We start from the raw sequence: 23853 nt of genomic DNA, 5'->3' as shown, positions 1-23853 counted from the left end.
ACTTATGTCCGCTATAACCCGCGACGAGGTCGCCCACCTGGCGCGGTTGTCCCGGCTGGCGCTCTCCGATGACGAGCTCGACCACTACGCGTCCCAGCTCGATGCCATCATCGCCGCTGTCGCCAAGGTGCGCGAGGTCGCCGCCGAGGACGTTCCGCCCTCGTCGCACGCGTTGCCGATCACCAACGTCTACCGTCCCGACGAGGTGCGGCCCAGCCTCACGCCCCAACAGGCGCTGTCCGGCGCCCCCGCCGTCGAGGACGACCGATTCCGCGTCCCGCGCATCCTCGGGGAGGAGGCATGAGCCTGATCCGCAAGAGCGCCGCCGAACTCGGCGAGCTGATGGCCGCGGGCGAGGTCTCCGCCGCCGAGGTCACCCGCGCCCACCTCGACCGCATCGAGCAGGTGGACGGCGAGTTGCACGCCTTCCTGCACGTCGCCACCGACGCGGCCCTCGAACAGGCCCGGGCGATCGACGACCGGCGCGCGGCCGGTGAGACCCTCGGTCCGCTGGCGGGCGTGCCCATCGCGCACAAGGACGTCTTCACCACCCGCGACATGCCGACCACGGCCGGGTCGAAGATCCTTGAGGGCTGGCTGCCGCCGTACGACGCGACGGTGACCCGCCGCCTGCGCGAGGCCGGGCTGGTGATCCTGGGCAAGACCAACCTCGATGAGTTCGCGATGGGCTCCTCCACCGAGAACTCCGCCTACGGCGGCAGCCGCAACCCGTGGGACCTCACCCGCGTGCCCGGCGGCTCCTCCGGCGGCTCAAGCGCCGCCGTGGCCGCCTACGCCGCGCCGCTGTCCACCGGCACCGACACCGGCGGCTCCATCCGGCAGCCCGCCGCCGTCACCGGCATCGTGGGCGTGAAGCCGACCTACGGCGGGTCGTCCAGATACGGCGTGATCGCGTTCGCCTCCTCGCTCGACACGCCGGGCCCGTTCGCCCGCAACGTGCTCGACGCCGCGCTGCTGCACGAGGCGTTCTCCGGGCACGACCCGATGGACTCCACCTCCATCGACGCGCCGGTCCCCGGCGTGGTCGAGGCAGCCCGGCGCGGCGACATCGCCGGGCTGCGCGTCGGCGTGGTCAAGGAGCTGGACAACGAGGGCTTCCAGCCCGGCGTCTCGGCCCGGTTCCACGAGACGGTCGAACTGCTGGAGTCGCTCGGCGCGAAGATCGTCGAGCTGTCCTGCCCGTCGTTCACCACGGCGCTGCCCGCCTACTACCTGATCGCGCCGTCGGAGTGCTCCTCCAACCTGGCCCGCTTCGACGCCATGCGCTACGGCCTGCGGGTCGGCGACGACGGCACCCGCAGCGCCGAGGAGGTCATGGCACTCACCCGGGCCGCCGGCTTCGGCTCCGAGGTCAAGCGCCGCATCATGCTCGGCACCTACGCGCTGTCCAGCGGCTACTACGACGCCTACTACGGCCAGGCGCAGAAGGTCCGCACCCTGATCGCCCGCGACTTCGAGGCGGCCTTCCACCAGGTAGACGTCCTGATCTCGCCCACCACGCCCACCACCGCCTTCCCCATCGGCGAACGGGTCGACGACCCCATGGCGATGTACCTGGCCGACCTGTGCACCATCCCGGCCAACCTGGCGGGCAACGCGGCCATCTCCATCCCCTGCGGCCTCGCCGACGAGGACGGCCTGCCGGTCGGCCTCCAGATCATGGCCCCCGTCCTCGGCGACGACCGCTGCTACCGCGTCGGCGCCGCGGTGGAGCGCGCCCTGGAATCCCGCTGGGGAGCACCCCTGCTGGCCAAGGCCCCGGAGCTGAGGAGTTCTCGATGAGCACTGAGACGCTCATGCCGTACGACGAGGCGCTGGGGCGCTTTGAGCCGGTGCTGGGCATGGAGGTCCATGTCGAGCTGGGTACGGCGTCGAAGATGTTCTGCGGGTGCAGGACCGAGTTCGGGGCGGCGCCGAACACGCAGGTGTGCCCGGTGTGCCTGGCGTTGCCCGGGTCGCTGCCGGTGGCGAACGAGAAGGCCATCGAGTCGACGATCAGGATCGGGCTGGCGCTGAACTGCTCGATCGCGTCGTGGTGCAGGTTCGCGAGGAAGAACTACTTCTATCCGGACATGCCGAAGAACTACCAGATCAGCCAGTACGACGAGCCGCTGTGCGTCAACGGTCACCTCGACGTCGACGTGGACGGCAAGGTCGTGCGGGTCGAGATCGAGCGGGTGCACCTGGAGGAGGACACCGGCAAGTCCACCCACATGGGCGGGGCCACCGGTCGCATCCAGGGGGCCGACTACTCGATCGTCGACTACAACCGCGCCGGCATCCCGCTGGTGGAGATCGTCACCAAGCCCATCGAGGGCACCGACCGGCTCGCGCCGGAAATCGCCCGGGCCTACGTGGCCGAGCTGCGCGAGCTGATGCGCGCCCTCGGCGTGTCCGACGTGCGGATGGAGGAGGGCTCGCTGCGGTGTGACGTCAACGTCTCGCTGATGCCGCGCGGCTCCTCCGAGTGGGGCACCCGGACCGAGACCAAGAACGTCAACTCGCTGCGCAGCGTGGATCGCGCGGTCCGGCACGAGATCGAGCGCCAGGCGGCCATCCTCACCGACGGCGGCCGGATCGTGCAGGAGACCCGCCACTTCCACGAGGACACCGGCGGCACGACCTCCGGGCGATCGAAGGAGGAGGCGCAGGACTACCGCTACTTCCCCGAGCCCGACCTGGTGCCGATCGCCCCCGACCCGCAGTGGGTCGAGAGCCTGCGCGAGGGGATGCCCGAGCAGCCCCGGGTGCGCCGGGCGCGGCTCCAGAGCGAGTGGGGCGCCTCCGACCTCGACATGCGGTCGATGCACAACGCCGACGCCATCGACCTGGTCGAGGCGACGGTGGCCGCGGGCGCGCCCGCCGCCGACGCGCGCAAGTGGTGGATGGGCGAGCTGGCCCGCCGCGCCAACGAGGCGGGCACCGGCCTGTCCGAGCTGGCGATCACCCCAGTCCAGGTGGCCAGGGTGTGCGCGCTGGTCGCCGAGGGCGCGGTCAACGACAAGCTGGCCAGGCAGGTGCTCGAAGGCGTGCTGGCCGGCGAGGGCGACCCCGACGAGGTCGTGGAGAGGCGCGGCCTGCGGGTGGTGAGCGACGAGGGCGAGCTGACCGCCATCGTCGACCAGGTCATCGCGGACAACGCGGCCGCGGCCGACAAGGTGCGCGGCGGCAAGATCGCCGCGGTCGGCGCGTTGGTCGGCGGCGTGATGAAGGCCAGCAGGGGCAAGGCCGACGCCGGCCGGGCCCGCCAGCTCATCCTGGAGCGGCTGGGCGTCACCGAGTAGCCCTCTGGGCGGTAAAGGCTGTGGTGGCTCGCCGTACCGCCGGTACGGCGAGCGCCAGCGCCGCTAGGGCCAGGAAGGCCACCGCCACCGGGCTGCCGACCAGCACCGCCGGATCGCCCGCGCCGATGGCCAGCGCCCGGCGGAGCTGGACCTCGGCGAGCGGCCCGAGGATCATCCCGATCACGGCGGGCGCGACCGGCAGCCCGAAGCGCCGCATGCCGTAGCCGATCACGCCGAGCACGTAGAGCACGATCAGGTCCACCCGCGAGGCGTTCAGCGCGTAGACGCCGAGGGCCGCGAACATCACGATCCCCGCGTAGAGGTAGGGGCGCGGCACCCGCAGGACCATCGCCCACGCCGGGGCCAGCGGCAGGTTCAGCACCAGCAGCATCGCGTTGCCCACGAACAGCGAGGCGATCATGCCCCAGACCAGCGCCGGGTCGTGGTCGAAGAGCTGCGGGCCGGGCTGCAGGCCGTACCGCTGGAAGGCGGCGAGCATGATCGCGGCGGTGGCGGAGGTGGGCAGCCCCAGGCTGAGCAGCGGGACGAGCGTGCCCGCCGCCGAGGCGTTGTTGGCGGCCTCCGGCCCCGCGACGCCCTCGATGGCGCCCTTGCCGTACTCCTCGCGGGCGATGCCGCGCGCCAGCCGTCGCTCCGCCGCATACGACAGGAACGTCGGGATCTCCGCGCCGCCGCCCGGCAGCGCGCCGAACGGGAAGCCGAGCACGGTGCCGCGCATCCAGGGCCGCCAGGACCGCGCCCAGTCCGACCGGCCGAGGAACGCGCGGCCCACCGGCACCACGTCGGGCGCGGCGTGACGCAGCCGGGACGCCACGTAGAGCACCTCGCCGACCGCGAACAGCCCCACCGCGACGATCACCACGTCGATGCCGTCGAGAAGCTGCGGGACGCCGAGCGTGAGCCGGGCCTGCCCGGTCTGCTGGTCGATGCCGATCAGGCCGATCGCCAGGCCGACGCCGAGCGAGGCCAGCCCGCGCACGACCGAGCGCGACAGCACCGACGACACGGCGGTGAAGGCGAGGATCGCCAGCGCGAAGTAGTCCTCCGGGCCGAAGGAGATCGCGATGTCCACGACGACCGGGGCGGCGACCACCAGCAGCGCGGTGGCGATGGTCCCGGCCACGAAGGAGCCGATCGCGGCGGTGGCGAGGGCCTGCGCGGCGCGTCCGCGCCTGGCCATCTTGTTGCCCTCCAGCGCGGTGATCATGGACGCGCTCTCGCCGGGCGTGTTGAGCAGGATCGATGTGGTGGAACCGCCGTACATGCCGCCGTAGTAGATCCCCGCGAACATGATGAACGCGCTGGCCGGGGGCACGGTGAAGGTGATCGGCAGCAGGAGCGCCACGGTCATCGCCGGGCCGATGCCGGGCAGCACCCCGACGAGCGTGCCCAGCGTCACCCCGGCGAGGGCGTAGAGCAGGTTGACGGGGGTGAGCGCGGTGGCGAACCCGTCGATCAGCAGGCCGAAGGAGTCCACTAGAGCACCCCCGAGAGCAGCCCGGCGGGCAGGGTCACGCCGAGCCCTTCGACGAAGGCGACGTGCGTGACCACGGAGAGGACGACGGCGAGACCGGCGGCACGGGCACGGCGACGCGCGCCGAGGACGACGGCCAGGCCGAAGAAGAGCAACGCGCCCCCGATGATCCAGCCGAGCAGATCGAGCGTGACGGCGAAGCCCAGGAAGATGCCACTGGTCAGGGCGACGGCCCGAAGGTCGCCGGGGGCGGAGGAGTCCATATCCTCCCCGTGCTCAGGGTCTCCCCGGCCACCGCGCAGCACGTCGATGACATAACAGACCCCGGTCAGCACGAGGGCCACCCCGACGACGACGGGAAAGAACCGGGGCCCGGGCCCAAGCGCGGCCGATGCGGTACCGACCCCTGCGGTACCGACGATCACATAAACCCCAAGCCCCAGCACCCCCACCGCCGGAACCACCTCCACGGCCCACCCCCCACCCCAGAGCGACGGCCGCCACCGCCGGCCCCCCTCGGCCATCCCAGAAGACCCTCCCGGCGCGAGGCCGGGCGCTCCGGAGCGGTCTGGCCCTCTTCCCGGGGGCGGGGAAGAAATTTTGCCGTGTGCCGCTCTCCCCGGCAGGGCGGGAGGGTCTTCGGGGGTGGGGGGCATCAGGAGGCCAGGCCCATTTCGGTGATGATGGTCTTGACCCTCGCCTGTTCGGTGGTGAGGTAGTCGGCGAAGGGGCGGCCGGTTTGGAAGGAGTCGATCCAGCCGTTCTTGCGGATCGCGTTTTGCCAGGTGGGGGAGGCATGCATGCGGGTGACGGCGTCTGTGAGGGACTTGGTCTGGGCTTCGTTCAGGCCGGAGGGGGCGACGAAGCCGCGCCAGTTGGCGAGGATCACGTTGAGGCCGCCCTCCTGGAGGGTGGGGGCGTCCACGTTGGCCAGGCGGGATGGGGAGCTGACCGCGAGTGCGCGCAGGCGTCCTGAGCGCACATGGTCGGCGAACTCGCCGATGCCCGACACCCCGGCCCCGACCTTTTCGCCGAGCAGGGCGTTCAGTGCCTCGCCGCCGCCCGAGTGCGCGATGTAGTTGACCTGTTTCGGGTCGATGCCCGCCGCCTTGGCCATCAGTCCGGCCAGGATGTGGTCGGTGCCGCCCGCCGAGCCGCCCGCGATCGGGACCTTGGCCGGGTCGGCCTTCCAGGCGGCCACCAGGTCGGCCAGCGTCCGGTGCGGCGAGGACGCCGGGACGACCACGATCTCGTACTCCTCGGTCAGCTTGGCGATCGGCGTGGTCTCGGCGAGGGTGACCTTGGACCTGTTCTGCTCGATGGCCCCGACCATCACCAGGCCCATGGTCATCAGCAGCCCGCCGTCGCCCTTCTCGCCCGCGAGCCGGGCCAGGCCGATGGTGCCTCCGGCCCCCGGCACGTTGAACACCTCGACCTTGCGGCCGGGGTCGGCGGCCTTGAGGGCCTGTTCCGCCGTGCGGGAGGTCTGGTCCCAGCCGCCGCCGGGGGCGGCCGGGGCCATGATCCGCAGCGCGGTCGGGCTCCCCGCGCCCTCCGGACGGGCTCCGCACGCGGAAAGGGCCAGTACGGCGAGCGCCAGCGCGGCGAGCCTGCGAATACGCATGGAAACTCCATCGGCGATTGTGCGAATGTGGTGTGGATGCTGAGCGCCGAAGGGGAAACCGTCGAGCCTTTGCGTGTTTGGCGTCGTATTGGCCTTATTGGTCATGAATAGGAGCTATTGGTCGTCGATCGATGCTGCCCATTGCGACGTGGTCGTTATATCCCGCTGCTTGCATGAGAACGGTGGTAGGTGGAGCGCTGCGGCGCGTGCTCAACGCGTCGCTCGGCACGCAACTCTTCTTGCTCCAGATGGTGATCGTCATCATCGCGGTGGGCGGTACCGCCGCGGTCTGGGTGCGGCACACCCGCGACCAGCTCGACCGCCAGTACGAGCAGCGGGCCCTGGCCATCGCCGAGTCGGTGGCGGGGCTGCCCGAGGTACGGGCGGCCTTCGCCGCGCCCCGGCCCGAGACGATCCTGCAGCCGATCGCCGAGGGGGTGCGGCGCGAGACCGGCGCCGACTACGTGGTGATCGCCAACAGCCGGCAGATCCGCTACGCCCACCCCAACCCGGCGCTGATCGGCAAGCGGCTGTCCACCGACGGCTCCCAGGTGCTCACCACGGGGGAGGGCTGGACCGGCATCGAGACCGGCACGCTGGGCCGGTCGGTGCGCGGCAAGGCGCCGATCTTCGACTCGGGCGGCCGGGTGATCGGGCTGGCGTCGGTGGGGGTACTGGAGGCGGAGGTCGCCGACCAGCTCGCCGCCGCGCTGCCGCCGCTGCTGTGGACGGTGCTCGCCGTCCTGGCAGCAGGGTCGGGGGCGGCGGCGCTGATCACCCAGCGGGTCCGCCGTCAGACCTTCGGCCTGGAGCCGCGTGAGATCGCCGCGCTGCTCGAACAGCGCGAGGGGATGCTGCACGGCGTCAAGGAGGGCGTGCTCGCCCTCGACCTGTCTGCCAGGGTGACGCTGGTCAACGACGCGGCCAGGGATCTGCTCGGCCTCGCGGGCGACCCGGTCGGGCGCACGCTGGAGGAGATCCCGCTGTCCGACCGCATCCGCGACGTGCTCGGCGGCGACGATCCCGGCGAGGACCGCCTGGTGCTGCGCCGTGGCCGGGTGCTGGTGCTCAACCGCACGGAGGTGGTCGTGCGCGGGCAGCACCGGGGGTGGGTGGTGACGCTGCGGGACCGCACCGAGCTGGTGCGCCTGGCCGGTGAACTAGACCAGGCGAGCAGCACCACCGAGGCGCTGCGGGCCCAGGCGCACGAGTTCGCCAACCGCATGCACACCGTGGTCGGGCTGCTCGAACTCGGCGAGCACGAGGCCGCCGTCCGGTACATCACCCAGACCACCGAGGCGTACAGCGAGTACGCCGCCGGCATCCGCGAGCGGGTGGCCGAGCCGACGCTGGCCGCGCTGCTGCTGGCCAAGTCCGCCGAGGCGGCGGAGCGCGGGGCGCGGCTGCTGGTCACCGCCGACTCGCGGGTGGAGGAGGACGCCATCGGCGATCCGCACGACGCCGTCCTCGTGGTCGGCAACCTGGTCGCCAACGCGCTGGACGCGCTGGAGACCGCCGGTGATCCGGGCACCGTCGAGGTCTTCGTCCGCACCGACGCCGACGGCCTGCACGTCAGGGTCCGCGACTCCGGCCCCGGCGTCCGCCCGGAGCTCGCCGAGGAAGTGTTCCGAGACGGTTTCACCACCAAGGCCGCCAACTCCGGGCCGCGCGGCCTGGGCCTGGCGCTGACCCGGTCCACGTGCCTGCGCCGGGGCGGCTGGGTACGGGTCCACAACGCCGACGGCGCCGTGTTCACCGCGCTGCTGCCGGTGGCCGAGAGGGAGGCGGCTCGATGATCCGGGTGCTGGTCGTGGACGACGACTTCATGGTGGCCAGGATCCACGCGGGATACGTCGGCAGGCTGGCCGGTTTCACGGTCGCGGCCTGCGCGCACACCGGGCGGGCGGCCATCGCGGCGGTCGAGGAGCACCGGCCCGAGCTGGTGCTCCTCGACATCTACCTGCCCGACATGTCCGGGCTCGACGTGCTGAAGGCGCTGCGCGGGATGGCCCGCCCGGTGGACGTCCTGGTGATCACCGCCGCCCGCGACGTGTCCACCGTGCAGGCGGCCATGCGGGGCGGCGCGGTGAACTATCTGATCAAGCCGTTCACCGCGGCGGCACTGAACGACCGGCTGACCCAGTACGCCGACACCCGGAGGCGGCTGACCGCGCTCGGCCCGGAGGCCGGTCAGGAGGAGGTCGATCGCCTCTTCGGGGCCTCGCGCCCGACCGCCCCGGCCCGTGGCCGGACGGTCTCCGGCGGCCGGGCGGTCCCCGGCCTCCCCAAGGGACTGTCCGCCGCGACCTGCGCACTCGTCGCCGCCGCGCTGCGCGGCAACGGCCCCGACCTGTCCGCCGCTGAAGCCGCCGCGCTGACCGGTCTTTCGCGAGTGAGCGCCCGCCGATACCTTGAGTATCTATGCGTCACGGGACGGGCCGAACTACGCCCGAAGTACGGCACCGCCGGGCGTCCGGAACACCGATACCGTTGGACCGGATGACCCGGCCCAACGTCGTTGATCAATGTCGCTTTTCTGTGACATCAGAGGACAGCCGTGCCGTAGGGTTGCGTGAGGAGAGGCCACGAAGCGAGAGGACGGGGGCGTGCGGAACGCCGGAGCGTCGATAGACCCGCCGACGGACCCGTTCGCTGCTATTCCCCTGCCGACCCCACCGGTCACCAAGGGCAAGTCCGCGAAGGGCGGGAAGGCGAGAGCCTCCAAGCAGCGTCCCGGTGAGTCCGGCACAGGTGGCAACGGCAACGGCCGGAAATTGCCGCCCGGGGTCTCCCCGGACATCTTCGGCCCGTCCGATTCACCGTCGGCCGGCGGCCCGGGCTCCGACGCCCCGGCCGGATCCGGCCTTCCGCCGGTGCCGCCGCCCGCCCAGCCGTGGCCGACCTCGGGCCCGCCCGAGCGCCGTCACCCCGTCCCGCTGCCCGGCTCGTCGAACGGCGCGGAGGAGCCCGGCTCGTTCGGCGGCGGGCCGTCCGTGGAGATCCCGCATCCGGGGCCGCCGCGCCGCAGGCCGCGCCGGGTCGGGTTCGTGGTCGCGGCCGTGGTGCTGCTGCTGGGGCTGGCCTACGCCGTACCCGCGGTGATCATGTCGGGCGCGATCCTGCCGGGCACCACGGTCCTGGGCGTCGATCTCGGCGGCCTCACCGTCAGCCAGGCGGCGGATCGGGTGCGCGAGCGGCTTGAGGAACGCAGCAAGAGGGAGATCCCGGCGCGGGCGCTCGGCGTGCCGTACGAGATCATCCCGGAGCGCGCCGGGCTCGAACTCGACATCGCCAGCACCGTCGGGCAGGCCCCGAGCGGCTTCCCAGGCCCGCTGGAGGTCTGGCGCGGGCTGACCGGCACGACCGAGATCGATCCCAAGGTGACGGTCGACGAGGTGCGGCTGACCGAGGCGGTGGAGGGGCTCGCCAAGAAGATCGACCGCCCGGTGCGCGAGGGCGAGATCCGCTACGAGGGGATCAAACCCAAGATCGAGGTGCCCCGCGACGGCACCGCGCTGGAGCTGAACGCCGCCGCCACCGCGATCAAGGACGGTTACCTCTCCGCCACCCCCGGCCCGATCGATCTGCCGGTCACCGTGGTGCGCCCCAAGGTCACCGCCGAGGAGTTCAAGACCACCGCCGGCATGGCCCGCAAGGCGGTCGCCGCGCCGATCGTGCTCAGCGTGGGCGGCAAGCGCGCCAGGATCCCGGTCACCGTGCTGGCCGCCAACCTCGCCTTCGAGCCCGACAAGCAGGGCGAGCTGCGCCCCTCCTTCGACGCCGAGAAGGCGCTGGCCACGGTCGAGTCCCGGCTGGTCGATCCGTCGAAGGCCCCCGTCGAGGCCCGCTACGACATCGTGGGCGGCGCACCGAAGCTGATCCCCGGCAAGCCGGGCATGGGCGTCGACGCCGACAAGCTCGCCGACGACGTCGAGACGGTCGTCCGCGAGGGCGGCAGCCGTACGATCCCGGTCACGCTCGTCGAGATCGAGCCGAGGGTCAGCGAGGCCGAGGTGCGCAAGCTCGGCATCAAGGAGAAGATCAGCGAGGCCACCACGAACCACCCCTGCTGCGCGCCCAGGGTGACGAACATCCAGACCATCGCCAAGCTCCTGGACGGTCACCTCGTCAAGCCCGGCGAGACGTTCTCACTGAACGAGATCATCGGGCGCCGCGACACGGCGCGCGGCTTCGTGATGGCTCCGCAGATCATGGCGGGACGCCTGGTCAACGATGTCGGCGGGGGCATCTCCCAGTTCGTCACCACGATGTACAACGCGGTGTTCTTCGCCGGGCTGAAAGACGTCAAGCACACGCCGCACGAGTTCTACATCTCCCGCTACCCGGCCGGGCTGGAGTCCACGGTCTCCTACCCGCAGCCTGACTTCCAGTGGCAGAACAACTCCAAGCACGGCGTGCTGATCAAGACCAGCTTCACCTCGACGTCGATCACCGTGACCTTCTGGGGCACCAAGCGCTACGACAAGATCAAGGCGATCTCCTCAGAGCGGCACAGCTTCACCGACTTCACCCGCGAGACCGACGACAAGCCGGGCTGCATTCCGATGGTCGGCCAGCGCGGCTTCACCATCGAGGTCACCCGGGTCTTCTACCAGGGCGACAAGGTGATCAAGCGCGATCCCGCGATCCGCACCGTCTACCGGCCGGAGACCGACGTCAAGTGCACGAGCGCGTCGGGTTCGTCGGGCTCGGCGCCCGACGAACCCGAGCGGACCCAGGAGACCAAGGAGACCGACGACGGCCGCTGAGGTCCGTCCGGCGCTCCGGTCAGCCCGCGGTGGGAACGACCAGGATTCGGTCGTCGTCTCCGGCGGGTGAGCCCCTGCCGTCCTTGTTGCTGGTGCCGATCCACAGCGAGCCGTCCGGGGCGGCGGCGACCGCGCGCAGCCTGCCGTACTCCCCGTCGAAGCGGGCCATCGGCTTGCCCATCGTGCCGTCGGACGCGACCGGGATCTGCCACAGCCGCTGCCCGCGCAGCGCCCCCGCCCACAGCGAGCCGTCCGCGTAGGCCAGCCCGGACGGAGACGCCTCGGAGGTCGACCAGGTCAGCACCGGGTCCACGAACCGGTCCTGCCCGCCGACGCCCTCGACCTCCGGCCAGCCGTAGTTGGCGCCCTTGCGGATCAGGTTGACCTCGTCGAAGGTGTTGGCGCCGAACTCGGTCGCGAACAGCCGGCCGTCCGGATCCCAGGCGAGGCCCTGGACGTTGCGGTGCCCGTAGCTCCAGACCACCGAGCCCTCGAACGGGTTGCCGGGGGCGGGACGCCCGTCCACGGTCATCCGCAGGATCTTCCCGGCGAGCGAGGCCCGGTCCTGGGCCAGCGGACGGTCGCCGACCTCGCCCGTCGTGGCGTAGAGCTGCTTGTCGGGGCCGAACGCCAGGCGTCCGCCGTTGTGGATGCCGCCCTTGGGGATGCCGGACAGGATCACCTTGCGGTCGGAGAGCGAGTCGCCGCTCAGCCGGTAGCGGACGATCCGGTTGTCCTCGGCGGCGGTGAAATAGGCGAACACGTAGCCGTCGGCCGCGAACCCGGGCGAGACCGCCACGCCCATCAAGCCGCCCTCCCCGGAGGCGGAGACGTCCTCGATCGTGCCCAGCGGCTTCACCTCGCCCCGCGGCGTCACCCGCAGCAGCCGCGCCGAGTCTCGTTCGGTCACCAGGGCGTCGCCATCGGGCAGGAACGCGATCGCCCACGGCACGGCCAGCCCGCCGACGAGGGTCTTCACCTCGCCCGGCGACGCCCGCGGGCTCTCCGCGGGTGAGCTCGGCGACGCGGGTGGAGACGGTGTCCTGCCCGTTCCCACCTGTTCCGCCGGGGCGGCCGAACACGCCCCCGCCAACGCCACGGTGGCCACGGCCACCGCGGCACGCATGCCAACGGTCATCGGGGTACCTCCAAGCTCGCATCATTCGCCCAGGTCATACCCGAGGTGCGGGAACCCGGTCCCCCTTCTACGTCTACCGCGCCGGGCAGGTTCCCGTGAGGATCAGCCGCCGGGATTGACCTTTCCGCTGCGTCAACTCCTACGGTCGGAGACAGGACGGCAGGACATTACGGAAAGGAGCATGGCGTGGGGTGGTCGATCGCACAGGTCGCGCGGATGTCGGGGGTGACGTCCCGGACGCTGCGCCACTACCACGAGGTCGGGCTGCTGGAGCCCGCGTGGATCGGCGAGAACGGCTACCGCTTCTACGAGGAGGACCAGTTGCTCCGCCTGCAGCGCATCCTCGTGCTGCGCGAGCTGGGCATGGGCCTCTCGGAGATCGCGGGGATCATGGGCCGGCACACCGACCCGATCGAGGCGCTGCGCGACCACCGTGAACGGCTGCTCGCCCGGCGCGACCACCTCGCGACGGTCATCGCCCGGGTCGAGCACACCATCAGCGAGCTTCAGGAGAGCAAGGAGAAGGGATCCATGCGGAAGATCGAACGACCGGAGAACCTGTTCAGCGGAATCGACGGCGCCCGCTACGCCGAGGAGGCCACCGAGCGGTACGGCGAGCACTGGGCGAACGCCGGGCAGCGCGACCTGGTGGAGTCCGCCTCGCCGGAGGAGATGGAGCGGATGCAGCGGGAGGCGACCGCGGCCATGATCCGGATGGCGGAGCTGATGGTGGCGGGCACCCCGGTGGACGACCCCGCGGTTTTCGCCGAGCTCGACGGTCACTACGCGGCGCTGTCGCGGTCCTGGACGCCCAGCGTGGAGGAGTACACCCGGTTCGGCGAGATGCAGGCCGAGGACGAGTGGTTCCGGCAGGCGTACGAGCAGATCGCGGCGGGTCTCGCGGAGTACCAGCGCGATGCCATGGCCGCCTACGCGAGGGCCCGGCTGAGCTGACGCGGGCCCGCGCCGCCTCGCCGTACGAACCTTGACGGGGGCCGGGGCGGGGTAGGCATGCGGACACGGCGACATGTCCACGTCGCCCGGGGGAGGAGCGAGGCGATGCGGGCCGACATGTGGGCCGACATGGTGGTCAGTGGCATTCCGCTGGCGGAGAAGGCGATCCGCACCATCGTGGTCTACCTGTGCATCGTGTTCCTCCTCCGGGTCGTCGGCAAGCGCGATCTCGCCCAGCTCAACAACCTCGACCTGGTCGTGATGCTGCTGCTGTCGAACGTGGTGCAGAACGCCATCATCGGCAACGACAACTCGGTGACCGGCGCGATCTTCGGGGCGGCGGTCCTGCTGGCGGCCAACACGGCGCTGGCGCGGGCGGCGGCCAGATGGGACCGGCTGGCCGGGCTGCTGGAGGGCCAGGCCACGACGCTCGCCCGCAACGGCCACTACGACATCGACGCGGTGCAGCGGCTCGGGCTGCGGCTCGCCGACCTGGAGGTGGCGATCAAGAAGCAGGGCGGCGGTCACGTGCGCGACACCACGAACGTCACCCTGGAGCCCGGCGGCGCGGTCCTGGTCCGGCTGCGGCCGGAGGAGGAGAGTGCGTCGTCCGGTGACATCGCCGGGCTGGAGGCACGCCTGGATCGCATCGAGCGCCTGCTCGGCGTGCTGGCCGCCCGTCCCCGCTGAGCGTTCCTGGCCGCGCGGAGGAGTGGTCTTCGGATCCCGACATCTGAGAGCTGCTCAGGTTATGCGACCACGACGCCGTATCGCACGGCTATGGTGTGCCTCATGATGATCTGGGTGCCTTCGGTGGAGATAGCCGAAGCAGTGACGGACATCCCCGGCGTGGAGTGCAGGGTCCACGACGGCCGAGACCCGATGCCGCCAGGGGCGGAAGAGGTCGAGGTGCTGGTGCCGCCGCTGATCGCGCTCGCCGACATCCCCGGCATGTTCGCCGCGATGCCCAAGCTCCGGATGGTCCAGACCGTCTCTGCGGGCGTCGAGCCGTACCTGCCGCACATCCCGGACGGTGTGCTGCTGTGCAACGCCAGGGGCGCGCACGACGCGGGGACGGCCGAGTGGGCGGTCGGGGCGATGCTCGCCGTACTGCGGGAGTTCCCCGGCTTCGCCGTCGCGCAGCGCGCGGGGGAATGGACCTACCACCACACCGGGACGCTGGCCGACTCCACCGTGCTGATCGTCGGCTACGGCTCGATCGGCGCGGCCCTGGAACGACGGCTGGCCGGATTCGAGGTCGAGCTGATCCGCGTGGCGCGGACGCCGCGCGAGATGGCCGGGCCCGGCGGCGAGCCGGTTCCGGTGCACGGCGAGGCCGAACTGCCCCGGCTGGTGCCCCGGGCGGACGTCGTGGTGCTGCTGGTGCCCTCGACGCCCGCGACCGCCGCGATGGTGGACGCGGCGTTCCTCGCCCGGATGCGCGACGGCGCGCTGCTCGTCAACGCGGCGCGGGGCCCGGTCGTGGACACCGGCGCGCTGCTGGCCGAGCTGAGATCCGGACGGCTGCGCGCCGCACTCGACGTGACCGAGCCGGAACCACTGCCGCGCGGCCACCCGCTGTGGTCCGCGCCTGGCGTGTTCATCACCCCGCACGTCGCGGGCAGCACGCCCGCCTCGCTGCGCAGGGTGAAAGATCTCGTGTACGCGCAGGTCGCACGGTATGCGGCGGGCGAAAGACCGGTCAACGTGATCACCGGCGCGTACTGAATGGGAATCGGGGCGCTCTCGGCTGAGAATGGATTCCGGACCGTGGCTGCCTCGTGACCTGGAATGCGTACCGTGGCCTTGAAAGTCAGTAAGCAGCGTAGTGAAGCCGCCCGCGGTGTCACACGCGTCGCGGCAGGGCGACGCGACGACGACCGGTCGGCCGGGCTGGTTATCAGATCGGTGACAACTGAACGGTTGTCGCGTCCCGCGTCGGCGGGAGCGCACACACTGTCGATGAGTTGTCGTGGCGTGTTCGACGGCGAGCGCCCCGCGACAGGCCGGCCGAGCTGACCGACCGGAAACAGCCGAACGCAGCCGACCAGACTCCATACACGCGGAACACATTCGGAACACATTCGGATTGGCAGGAACCTTGAGCCGCTGGCGAGATCCACGGGTGCCGCTCACCTCAGCCGCTGTGGCGGGTGCGGCGGGATTCGCGGCCGCGCTCGCGACCGGCGCGTCCGCGGTGGTCGTCGGGGCCGCCGCCGGCGTCACGGCCGCGCTGCTGGCCGTGGTCTCGCTCGTGGTGGCCGCCGGGCGGATCGCCCCTCGCCGCGGCGCGGTGGCGGCCTGGCGCTGGCTGGCCGCCGGCGCGCTCGCCTGGCTGATCGGCGTCGGCCTGCGGCCGGTCGCCGACGACGTGGCCTTCGCCGTCACGTTCGCCGATCTACCCGTACTCGTGGGCACGGTGCTGCTCGCGGGCGGGGCCTGGCTGGCCGCAGGCGCCCGGCCGCAGGGGCACGCGCTGCTGCGCTACATCACCGACTCCTACCTGTGCGCCGCGTCGTTGTTCGTGCTCGCCTGGGTGGTCGTGCTCGGGCCGGTCTACCGCGAGATCGACGACTCGTCGGCGTTCGTCGTGCCGTTGCTGGCGCCCATGGTGTGCCTGGTCGCGGCGTGCGCGGTCGGTCCCGCCGTGGTCGCGGCCCGCGCCCCCGGCTGGCCCGTCGGGCTGGCCGGTCTGGCCGTGCTGGCCGCGACCACCGGCGGCGAGCTGGCCACCGGCGTGGCCAGGCTCGCGGGGGAGGACCCGCCGATCGCCGCGGTGTGGCTCGCGCCGGTGGCGTTCCTGCTGCTGGCCGCGGCCCCGTGGAGCGGCGGCCGGGTGCGCTCGGTCGATGCCCTGGCCGCGCCCGACCCCGAGGCCGTCCCCGACCCCGAGGGCGACAACGACGGCGTGCGGGCCACCGCCGGTCCGGTGGTGGCCGGGCTGGTCGCCGGGGCGCCGCTCACCCTGGTCGCGCTGGCCACCGGCTTCGTGCTCTCCGACGTGATCCGCGGCGGGGTGGAGGCGCCCGTCCCGCTGATCTCCACGGTGATCGCCTCCGTGGTGCTGGTGCTGCTGCTGCGCCTGTTCGTGCTGCTCGCCGAGGGCGCGCGGCTGCGCAGGCTGGTCCGGCTGGGCGAACGGCAACTGCGCGAGCTGGCCGAGAGCACCGGCGACGTGGTGCTGCTCTGCGACCACGAGGGCGTGATCAGCGAGATCGGCGACGCGGTAGAGACCGTGTACGGCTACCGGCCCGCCGATCTCCTGGGCGGCTCGATCTTCGACTACATCCACCCGGAGGACGCCCCGGCCATCCGCGCCGCGCTGCGCGACCTCGAACTCGACGACGACCCCCCCGAGCAGAGCGACGCCTGCCTGATCGCCTGCCGGGTGCGCGCCGCCGACGGCACCTGGCGGCCGACCGAGTCGGTCGCCACCCGCCACCTGCGCGGCGAAGACCTGCTGATGATCAGCGCGCGCGACATCAGCGACCAGGAGGCGCTGCGCAACCAGGTCGCGCACCTGACCTTCCACGACGGCGTGACCGGCCTGCCCAACCGCGCCTACTTCGAGGAACGCACCCGGGAGGTGCTCGCGGGGCGCTCCACCGGGCGCAGCGCGGTGATCTTCCTGGACCTCGACGGCTTCACCGCGGTCAACGACTCGGTCGGCCACGCAAGCGGCGACTACCTGCTCGGGCAGGCCGCGCGGCGGCTGCGCTCGGCCGTCCGCTCCGACGACACGCTGGCCCGCTGGGGCGGCGACGAGTTCGCGGTGCTGGTCGAGTCGAACCTGGAGGCGCAGGCGGTGGTCGATCTGGCGGAGCGGCTGGTGCGTGCGGTGTCGCAGGAGCCGTTCCGGGTCGCCGACCGCGACATCGCGCTGACCGGGAGCGTCGGCGTGGCCTTCGCCGAGGACGGCGTGCCGTCCGCCGACCTGATCCGCAACGCCGACGTCGCCATGGCGCGGGCCAAGGAACAGGGCGGGCGCCGGGTGGAGGTGTTCGCCGCGCACATGCACGCCGACGTGGTCCGCCGTCTGGAACTCGCCGCCGACCTGCAGCGGGCGCTGCTCGACCGGCAGTTCGCGGTGGAGTACCAGCCGATCGTGGACCTGGCGACCTCCCGCGTCACCGCCGTCGAGGCGCTGGTGCGCTGGTGGCGGGGCAGCACGTTCGTGCCGCCTGAGCAGTTCCTCGGCCCCGCCGAGGACACCGGGCTGATCGTGCCGCTGAGCGAGTGGATCCTCCGCGAGTCGTGCCGCGAGGTGGCCGCCTGGCGCGCGTCGTCGTGGGACATCGGCCTGTCGGTGAACCTGTCCGCCCGGCAGATCACCGCGCCCCGGTTCGTGGAGACGGTCTCGGAGGCGCTGGCCGAGAGCGGGCTGCCGCCGAGCGCGCTCACCCTCGAAGTGATCGAGGAGATGCTGGTCGAGGACGCCGAGGAGACCATCACCCGGCTGTCGGAGCTGCGCGAGCTGGGCGTGCGCCTGGCGATCGACGACTTCGGCACCGGATACGCCTCCCTGGCGTACCTGCGGCAGCTCCCCGTGGACATGATCAAGATCGATCCGTCGTTCGTCTCCGGGCTCGGCCGCGACGACACGCTCAGCCTGCTGACCCGCACCATCGTGCGGCTGGGCCACGACCTCGGGCTGATCGTGGTGGCCGAGGGCATCGAGCGTCCCGAGCAGCTCGAACTGCTCCGTGAGATGGGCTGCACCCGGGGCCAGGGCTACCTGGTGGCGCGCCCGATGGCGGCCAGGGGAGTGGCCTCGCTGATCCGCACCAGCCTGCAGAGCACGGCGTGAAATGAAACACCGGTCCGAATGGTGAGACAACTGTCCCACTAAGTTGACATTCTGGTCGCGGGAGCGGCTATGGTAGTTGGCATGCTTCGCAGGAACATTCTCGTAGTACTTCGCTGGCGCGCAGGCCACTAGCGAAGCACTTCGACCTGCGCGCCGCCCCAGCTCCGCCACTCGGTGGATGGGGCGTTTTTTATGCGATCACTCATGCCAAAGATGCTCAGCCACGCAAGGAACGAGCCGATGACCGAACGGATGACAGGTGCGCAGGCCCTCGTGAGGGCGCTGGAGCACGTCGGAGTCGACACGGTGTTCGGGATCCCAGGCGGCGCGGTTCTCCCCGCCTACGATCCGCTGTACGACTCGACCAAGGTCCGGCATGTGCTCGTAAGGCACGAGCAGGGAGCCGGACACGCCGCCGAAGGTTACGCGCAGGCGACCGGCAAGGTCGGCGTCTGCATGGCGACCAGCGGTCCGGGCGCGACCAACCTGGTCACCCCGATCGCCGACGCCTACATGGACTCGGTGCCGATCGTCGCCATCACCGGGCAGGTCGCCAGTCCGCTGATCGGCACGGACGCCTTCCAGGAGGCGGACATCTCGGGCATCACCATGCCGATCACCAAGCACAACTTCCTGATCACCGAGGCGGAGGACATCCCCCGCACGATCGCCGAGGCGTTCCATATCGCCTCCACCGGGCGCCCCGGGCCGGTCCTCGTCGACATCTCCAAGGACGCGCTCCAGGCCACGATGTCCTTCTCTTGGCCGCCGGTCCTGCAGCTCCCCGGCTACCGGCCGGTGACCCGGCCGCACTCCAAGCAGATCCGCGAGGCGGCGAAGCTGATCGTCGAGTCGCGCCGTCCGGTGCTGTACGTCGGCGGCGGCGTGCACAAGGCGCGGGCGTCGGCCGAGCTGTTCCGGCTGGCCGAGCTGACCGGCATCCCGGTCATCACCACCCTGATGGCCAGGGGCACCTTCCCCGACAGCCACCCGCAGCACCTCGGCATGCCGGGCATGCACGGCAGCGTGGCCGCGGTGGGCTCGCTGCAGCGCAGCGACCTGATGATCGCGTTGGGCACCCGCTTCGACGACCGGGTGACCGGCCAGCTCGCCAGCTTCGCCCCGCACGCCAAGGTGGTCCACGCCGACATCGACCCGGCGGAGATCTCCAAGAACCGCCACGCCGACGTCCCGATCGTGGGCGACTGCCGTGAGGTGATCACCGAGCTGATCAACGCGGTGGAGAACGAGTACCGCGACGGCCGCCGCGGCGACTACTCCGCCTGGTGGACCCAGCTCAACGGCTACAAGACCACCTACGCCCTCGGTTACGACGACCCCCACGACGGCACCCTCGCCCCGCAGTTCGTGATGGAGCGGCTGAGCGCGCTGGTCGGCCCCGACGCCTACTACGTCGCGGGCGTCGGGCAGCACCAGATGTGGGCCGCCCAGTTCGTCGGCTACGAGAAGCCTGGGTCGTTCATCAACTCCGGCGGCGCGGGCACGATGGGCTTCGCCGTCCCGGCCGCGATGGGCGCCAAGATGGGCCGCCCCGAGTCGGTGGTCTGGGCCATCGACGGCGACGGCTGCTTCCAGATGACCAACCAGGAGCTGGCCACCTGCGCCCTGGAGGGCGCGCCGATCAAGGTCGCCGTGATCAACAACGGTAACCTGGGCATGGTCCGCCAGTGGCAGACGCTCTTCTACGACAAGCGTTACTCCAACACCGGCCTGCAGGCTCCCAAGCGGATTCCGGACTTCGTGAAGCTCGCCGAGGCGTACGGTTGTGTCGGTCTGCGTTGCGAGCGTGCCGAAGACGTCGACGCCACCATCCAGAAGGCCATGGAGATCAACGACGTGCCCGTCGTGATCGACTTCGTCGTCCACGAGGACGCCATGGTCTGGCCGATGGTCGCGGCGGGCACCAGCAACGACGACATCAAGGTGGCCCGTGACATGGCGCCTGTCTGGGACGCGGAGGAATAGGGATATGAGCAGGCACACGCTCTCGGTGCTGGTGGAGAACAGGCCGGGCGTGCTGGCCCGGGTGGCCGCGCTGTTCAGCCGCCGGGGTTTCAACATCGACTCTCTCGCGGTCGGGCCGACCGAGCACGACGACATCTCCCGGATGACCATCGTGGTCAACGTCGAGGATCTTCCCCTTGAGCAGGTGACCAAGCAGCTCAACAAGCTGGTCAATGTTCTCAAGATCGTTGAGCTGGACACTTCCCAGTCGGTGCAGCGCGAGCTCATGCTCATCAAGGTGCGCGCCGACGGGGAGACCCGCTCGCACGTGCTGGAACTCGTCCAGCTCTTCCGCGCCCGGTGCGTCGACGTCGTGTCGGACGCGGTGACCATCGAGGTCACCGGCACACCCGACAAGCTCGGCGCGTTCATCCGGGTGCTGGAGCCGTTCGGGATCAAGGAGCTGGTGCAGTCGGGCATGGTGGCCATCGGCCGCGGCGCCCGCTCCATCACCGATCGTTCCCTGCGTGCCCTGGACCGCAGCGCGTAGGGCTTGGGGCCCACCGCCCTTCCGCAGTGAAATATGAAAGGTAGTCAATTGACCGAGATCTTCTATGACGACCAGGCCGACCTGTCGATCGTCCAGGGCCGGCACGTGGCCGTCCTGGGATACGGCAGCCAGGGCCACGCCCACGCGCTGTCGTTGCGCGACTCGGGCGTGGACGTGCGGGTGGGCCTGCCGGAAGGCTCCAAGAGCAAGGAGAAGGCCGAGAACGACGGCCTGCGGGTGCTCACCCCCGGCGAGGCGGCCGAGGAGGCCGACCTCATCATGATCCTCGCGCCCGACCACCTCCAGCGCGGTCTTTACGAGGAGCACGTCGCGCCGAACCTGGTCGAGGGCGACGCGCTGTTCTTCGGTCACGGCCTCAACATCCGCTACGGCCTGATCACCCCGCCCGAGGGCGTCGACGTCGCCATGGTCGCCCCCAAGGGCCCCGGCCACCTGGTGCGCCGGCAGTTCTCCGCAGGCCGGGGCGTGCCCTGCCTGGTCGCCGTGGAGAAGGACGCCAGCGGCAACGCCTGGAACCTCGCCCTGTCCTACGCCAAGGGCATCGGCGGCACCCGCGCGGGCGCGCTGAAGACCACCTTCACCGAGGAGACCGAGACCGACCTGTTCGGTGAGCAGGCCGTGCTCTGCGGCGGCGTGTCCGAGCTGATCAAGGCGGGCTTCGAGACCCTGATCGAGGCCGGCTACCAGCCGGAGGTCGCCTACTTCGAGTGCCTGCACGAGATGAAGCTGATCGTCGACCTCATGTACGAGGGCGGCGTCTCCAAGATGTACTGGTCGGTCTCCGACACCGCGGAGTACGGCGGCTACACCCGCGGCCCGCGCGTGGTCAACGCCGAGACCAAGAAGGAGATGCAGCGCATTCTGGGCGAGGTGCAGGACGGCACCTTCGCGCGTCAGCTCGTCGAGGAGTTCGACGGCGGCCAGAAGCAGTTCCGCAGGTTCCGCGAGGAGCTGGCCGAGCACCCGATCGAGAAGACCGGTGCCGAGCTGCGGCCGATGATGAGCTGGCTCAAGGAGAAGTAGAACCGGCTTCCGGGCGTCTCGGGACGCCCGTTGAGTCATACGTACGGCCGGCGCCCTCGACGGGAGGCGCCGGCCGTACGCGTTGGACGCGGCGTCAGTGGCGGGCGAACGCCTGCGTCCAGTAGATGCCACGCGCGCCCTTGACCGCTCCACTGCCGATGTGGGTGAAGGAGCAGTTCTCGATGTTGGCGCGGTGGCCGGGGGAGTTCAGCCAGCCCTTGACGACGGCGGCGGGGGTCGGCTGGCCCATGGCGATGTTCTCGCCCCAGGCCCGCATCGGGGAGAACCCGGCCGCCTTCATGCGGTCGCCGGGGTTCCTGCCGTCCTTGGAAGTGTGCGAGAAGTAGTTCGTCTCGGCCATGTCGGCGGAGTGCCCGCTCGCGGCGACGTGCAGCTTGGCGTCGTGCACCAGCGGCTTGCAACCGGCGGTCTTGCGGGCCTCGTTGGTGAGCCGGACCACCTCTTCCTCGATGGCGGTGCCCACCGAGCCGGACGGCGGAGCGGGCCGGGGGGTCGGCGCGGCCGGGGGAGCGCACCGCAGCCGGGCGCCGCGGGACTTCGCGACGTTGCCCTCCGCGTCGGTGACCACGGTGTAGTAGGTCCGCGCGGTCTTCGAGCAGCGCACGGCGGCGGCGAGCTTGCCGTTGCGCAGGGTCTTGCGCTCACGATCAAGAACGGGGTCGCGCCCTTCGCGGGCCCAGTTGATCTGGACGCGCAGCCGGGAACTGTCCGTGCAGCCGGTGCGGACGCCGACGGCGTGCACCGAGTTCTTCTTCAGAACGGGCTTCACCGCTTTGACGCGGCAGGGGTCGTATCCGGTGGCCTGCGCGGGGGTCGCGGCGGCCTGGGCCGGGGTCGTGCTCAGTACTGCGAGACCGCCGAGGCACGCGAGTGCCCGGATGAGTCTACGCATATGTTCCCTCCAGGTGGTTGACGCCTGTTGGAAACCGCATTCTGGCCTGCGACAAACCGGACATGCTAGGAAATTTGAGAGAATATTGGGGCTCCAGGTAAACCTGTGCACGTCGTCAGGAGTCCCGAACCCCAGGGGACCGCGGCCGCCGTGGCGGCCGGATCCCCGTGCTCATAGGGCCTGCGGGCTCGGCGAGCCCGCGGTCGTGGCGCGATCGGCAGGGCGAGGTGAGCTCAGCAGCGAACCGGTTTCACCCATGAGCATTCGAGATCGCCGGTCTTGTCGTCCAGGCGACGCGCCGGAGCGGCGGGTAGGTCGGTGGGTGTGGTGCGGCTGAACATGGCCAGCCGAACCGCGATGGCGTCTTCAAGATCCTTCGGCGCGCCGGAGAGGTACTGGTTCAGCAGCACCGAGAACACCCGCGGCTCGCCGTCCGCGCTGGTCACGTAGCCGGACAGGGCGGTCAGGCCGCCCGGTGGCGACGGTACCGGTGATCTCGACGACGTTGCCGCCGTGCCGCCGCCGCACCGTCACGTCGGTCGTCGCGCCGGTGGTCGCGCGGTTGACGATCTCGATGTGCCCGGTCTCCGGCGTGGTGGAGACCTCGGCGGGCTTGCCCGCCCCGGAGCCCGGCGCGACCGAGACGATCACCGAGCCCGCGTCGTAGTCGGTGCTCCTCGGGCTCCACGGGAGGATGCGGACATCGCCCGTCAGGCGGCGAGCTGCGGGGGAGAGACGAGGAAGCAGCAGTCGCCGAAGGAGATCTCGTCGCCGGGGCGGACCCTGGCCGGGCCGACCAGGCGCCAGCCGTTCAGCCTGGTGCCGTTGAGCGAGCCGAGGTCGATCAGCATCCACTCGCCCTCACTTTCGCGGCGCAGTTCGGCGTGGACGCGTGAGACGGTCAGGTCGGAGAGCACCAGGTCACAGGCCGAGCCCCGGCCGACGACGTAACGCGGGCGCTCGTCGTCGGGCAGCAGCAGCCGCTGCAGGCGCGGACGCCGCCAGGCGCGCTGCATGCGCGAGGTGAAGTCGGAGGCGGCCCCCACCATGTCGGTGATCACCCGCCGCAGTTTGCCGCGCGGGGGGAGATCGGCGACCAGTTCGTCCAGTTCGCCGCGGCTGCGGGCGCGCAACGCCATGTCCACGCGACCGAGGAACGTGTCGTGGGACAACCGCCCCTCGGCCACACGATCCCGCAACTCGTTGATCGCGCGGTCGCGATCACCGTCGGACGCGCGGGACGAGGGCGGCGTCGAGCTCATGCTCAAAAGTATCGGCCCACGCGGGGT

General features: G+C 71.2%; 21 protein-coding genes. 14 read left to right on the top strand and 7 right to left on the bottom strand.

The genetic code is table 11. The features are described from left to right. Positions 1-4: 4 nt before the first annotated feature. From gatC to gatB, 3 genes are read left to right on the top strand one after another with little or no spacing between them, the layout of a single operon-like run. Positions 5-304, top strand: a complete 300-nt coding sequence (gene gatC / locus P3X83_RS12395; protein ID WP_277305137.1) for an Asp-tRNA(Asn)/Glu-tRNA(Gln) amidotransferase subunit GatC — start codon at positions 5-7, stop codon at positions 302-304. Next, entirely contained in the window at positions 301-1803 is a 1503-nt protein-coding gene (gatA, locus tag P3X83_RS12390; protein ID WP_277305136.1) for an Asp-tRNA(Asn)/Glu-tRNA(Gln) amidotransferase subunit GatA, read from the top strand. Before gatC ends, gatA begins: the two co-directional genes overlap by 4 nt. Next, positions 1800-3305, top strand: a complete 1506-nt coding sequence (gene gatB / locus P3X83_RS12385; RefSeq protein WP_277305135.1) for an Asp-tRNA(Asn)/Glu-tRNA(Gln) amidotransferase subunit GatB — start codon at positions 1800-1802, stop codon at positions 3303-3305. The genes gatA and gatB overlap by 4 nt, the downstream gene beginning before the upstream one ends. Here the strand turns inward: gatB and P3X83_RS12380 are convergent. The 3 genes from P3X83_RS12380 to P3X83_RS12370 form a co-directional block, all read right to left on the bottom strand. Next, on the bottom strand, positions 3295-4803 hold the full coding sequence (locus P3X83_RS12380) for a tripartite tricarboxylate transporter permease (protein WP_277305134.1): 1509 nt from the start codon (positions 4801-4803) through the stop codon (positions 3295-3297). The genes gatB and P3X83_RS12380 overlap by 11 nt on opposite strands. Then, complete coding sequence (locus tag P3X83_RS12375; protein ID WP_277305133.1) at positions 4803-5324, bottom strand: tripartite tricarboxylate transporter TctB family protein; 522 nt, start codon at positions 5322-5324, stop codon at positions 4803-4805. The genes P3X83_RS12380 and P3X83_RS12375 overlap by 1 nt, the downstream gene beginning before the upstream one ends. 131 nt (positions 5325-5455) lie before the next feature. Beyond that, the gene (locus P3X83_RS12370; protein ID WP_277305132.1) at positions 5456-6424 is read right to left on the bottom strand and encodes a tripartite tricarboxylate transporter substrate binding protein; all 969 of its coding nucleotides are present in this window, start codon (positions 6422-6424) and stop codon (positions 5456-5458) included. A gap of 173 nt (positions 6425-6597) precedes the next feature. Between P3X83_RS12370 and P3X83_RS12365 the strand changes: the two genes are divergently transcribed. The 3 genes from P3X83_RS12365 to P3X83_RS12355 all read left to right on the top strand — a co-directional run bounded on the left by P3X83_RS12365 (position 6598) and on the right by P3X83_RS12355 (position 11193). Next, positions 6598-8220, top strand: coding sequence for a sensor histidine kinase (locus P3X83_RS12365; RefSeq protein ID WP_277305131.1), 1623 nt, complete (start codon positions 6598-6600; stop codon positions 8218-8220). Then, complete coding sequence (locus tag P3X83_RS12360; protein ID WP_277305130.1) at positions 8217-8927, top strand: response regulator; 711 nt, start codon at positions 8217-8219, stop codon at positions 8925-8927. Before P3X83_RS12365 ends, P3X83_RS12360 begins: the two co-directional genes overlap by 4 nt. 103 nt (positions 8928-9030) lie before the next feature. Then, on the top strand, positions 9031-11193 hold the full coding sequence (locus P3X83_RS12355; protein ID WP_277305129.1) for a VanW family protein: 2163 nt from the start codon (positions 9031-9033) through the stop codon (positions 11191-11193). 19 nt (positions 11194-11212) lie between these two features. Here the strand turns inward: P3X83_RS12355 and P3X83_RS12350 are convergent, their stop codons facing one another. Continuing rightward, a complete protein-coding gene (locus P3X83_RS12350) occupies positions 11213-12331 on the bottom strand; it encodes a PQQ-dependent sugar dehydrogenase (RefSeq protein ID WP_277305128.1) in 1119 nt (372 codons plus the stop codon). A gap of 186 nt (positions 12332-12517) precedes the next feature. Between P3X83_RS12350 and P3X83_RS12345 the strand changes: the two genes are divergently transcribed. The 7 genes from P3X83_RS12345 to ilvC all read left to right on the top strand — a co-directional run bounded on the left by P3X83_RS12345 (position 12518) and on the right by ilvC (position 21651). Beyond that, positions 12518-13285, top strand: coding sequence for a MerR family transcriptional regulator (locus P3X83_RS12345; RefSeq protein WP_277305127.1), 768 nt, complete (start codon positions 12518-12520; stop codon positions 13283-13285). Between the two features lie 105 nt (positions 13286-13390). Further along, positions 13391-13975, top strand: a complete 585-nt coding sequence (locus P3X83_RS12340; RefSeq protein ID WP_277305126.1) for a YetF domain-containing protein — start codon at positions 13391-13393, stop codon at positions 13973-13975. Between the two features lie 102 nt (positions 13976-14077). Beyond that, the gene (locus P3X83_RS12335; protein WP_277305125.1) at positions 14078-15013 is read left to right on the top strand and encodes a 2-hydroxyacid dehydrogenase; all 936 of its coding nucleotides are present in this window, start codon (positions 14078-14080) and stop codon (positions 15011-15013) included. Positions 15014-15410: 397 nt separating this feature from the next. Then, the gene (locus tag P3X83_RS12330; protein WP_277305124.1) at positions 15411-18092 is read left to right on the top strand and encodes a GGDEF domain-containing phosphodiesterase; all 2682 of its coding nucleotides are present in this window, start codon (positions 15411-15413) and stop codon (positions 18090-18092) included. A 213-nt stretch (positions 18093-18305) separates the two neighbouring features. Next, positions 18306-20078 (top strand): acetolactate synthase large subunit, encoded by a 1773-nt coding sequence (locus P3X83_RS12325; protein WP_277305166.1) that lies wholly within the window; start codon positions 18306-18308, stop codon positions 20076-20078. A gap of 4 nt (positions 20079-20082) precedes the next feature. Then, a complete protein-coding gene (gene ilvN, locus P3X83_RS12320; RefSeq protein WP_277305123.1) occupies positions 20083-20607 on the top strand; it encodes an acetolactate synthase small subunit in 525 nt (174 codons plus the stop codon). Positions 20608-20640: 33 nt separating this feature from the next. Continuing rightward, positions 20641-21651, top strand: coding sequence for a ketol-acid reductoisomerase (ilvC, locus tag P3X83_RS12315; protein ID WP_277305122.1), 1011 nt, complete (start codon positions 20641-20643; stop codon positions 21649-21651). Between the two features lie 94 nt (positions 21652-21745). Here ilvC and P3X83_RS12310 read toward each other — a convergent pair whose 3' ends face one another. Together P3X83_RS12310 and P3X83_RS12305 are read right to left on the bottom strand one after the other, a co-directional pair. Further along, positions 21746-22564, bottom strand: a complete 819-nt coding sequence (locus P3X83_RS12310) for a CAP domain-containing protein (protein ID WP_277305121.1) — start codon at positions 22562-22564, stop codon at positions 21746-21748. A 233-nt stretch (positions 22565-22797) separates the two neighbouring features. Continuing rightward, entirely contained in the window at positions 22798-23010 is a 213-nt protein-coding gene (locus P3X83_RS12305; RefSeq protein ID WP_277305120.1) for a hypothetical protein, read from the bottom strand. A 29-nt stretch (positions 23011-23039) separates the two neighbouring features. Here P3X83_RS12305 and P3X83_RS12300 point away from each other — a divergent pair, with 29 nt between their 5' ends. Then, positions 23040-23231, top strand: coding sequence for a hypothetical protein (locus tag P3X83_RS12300; RefSeq protein WP_277305119.1), 192 nt, complete (start codon positions 23040-23042; stop codon positions 23229-23231). 43 nt (positions 23232-23274) lie between these two features. On the opposite strand, the gene P3X83_RS12295 is transcribed toward P3X83_RS12300, so the two are convergent. Next, positions 23275-23826, bottom strand: a complete 552-nt coding sequence (locus P3X83_RS12295; protein WP_277305118.1) for a DUF1707 and FHA domain-containing protein — start codon at positions 23824-23826, stop codon at positions 23275-23277. Positions 23827-23853 lie beyond the last annotated feature (27 nt).

The organism is Spongiactinospora sp. TRM90649 (assembly GCF_029382225.1).
GTDB lineage: Bacteria > Actinomycetota > Actinomycetes > Streptosporangiales > Streptosporangiaceae > Spongiactinospora.
The sequence above is the reverse complement of the archived record's forward strand: the minus strand, read 5'-3'. Positions and strand labels throughout refer to the sequence as shown.

Coding starts and splice junctions, on each gene's coding strand:
- gatB (WP_277305135.1), top strand. CDS start 1,800: ATGAGCACTGAGACGCTCATGCCGTACGACGAGGCGCTGGGGCGCTTT.
- P3X83_RS12310 (WP_277305121.1), bottom strand. CDS start 22,564: ATGCGTAGACTCATCCGGGCACTCGCGTGCCTCGGCGGTCTCGCAGTA.
- P3X83_RS12365 (WP_277305131.1), top strand. CDS start 6,598: ATGAGAACGGTGGTAGGTGGAGCGCTGCGGCGCGTGCTCAACGCGTCG.
- ilvC (WP_277305122.1), top strand. CDS start 20,641: ATGAAAGGTAGTCAATTGACCGAGATCTTCTATGACGACCAGGCCGAC.
- P3X83_RS12370 (WP_277305132.1), bottom strand. CDS start 6,424: ATGCGTATTCGCAGGCTCGCCGCGCTGGCGCTCGCCGTACTGGCCCTT.
- P3X83_RS12340 (WP_277305126.1), top strand. CDS start 13,391: ATGCGGGCCGACATGTGGGCCGACATGGTGGTCAGTGGCATTCCGCTG.
- gatC (WP_277305137.1), top strand. CDS start 5: ATGTCCGCTATAACCCGCGACGAGGTCGCCCACCTGGCGCGGTTGTCC.
- P3X83_RS12335 (WP_277305125.1), top strand. CDS start 14,078: ATGATGATCTGGGTGCCTTCGGTGGAGATAGCCGAAGCAGTGACGGAC.
- P3X83_RS12360 (WP_277305130.1), top strand. CDS start 8,217: ATGATCCGGGTGCTGGTCGTGGACGACGACTTCATGGTGGCCAGGATC.
- gatA (WP_277305136.1), top strand. CDS start 301: ATGAGCCTGATCCGCAAGAGCGCCGCCGAACTCGGCGAGCTGATGGCC.
- P3X83_RS12375 (WP_277305133.1), bottom strand. CDS start 5,324: ATGGCCGAGGGGGGCCGGCGGTGGCGGCCGTCGCTCTGGGGTGGGGGG.
- P3X83_RS12325 (WP_277305166.1), top strand. CDS start 18,306: ATGCTCAGCCACGCAAGGAACGAGCCGATGACCGAACGGATGACAGGT.
- P3X83_RS12295 (WP_277305118.1), bottom strand. CDS start 23,826: ATGAGCTCGACGCCGCCCTCGTCCCGCGCGTCCGACGGTGATCGCGAC.
- P3X83_RS12350 (WP_277305128.1), bottom strand. CDS start 12,331: ATGACCGTTGGCATGCGTGCCGCGGTGGCCGTGGCCACCGTGGCGTTG.
- ilvN (WP_277305123.1), top strand. CDS start 20,083: ATGAGCAGGCACACGCTCTCGGTGCTGGTGGAGAACAGGCCGGGCGTG.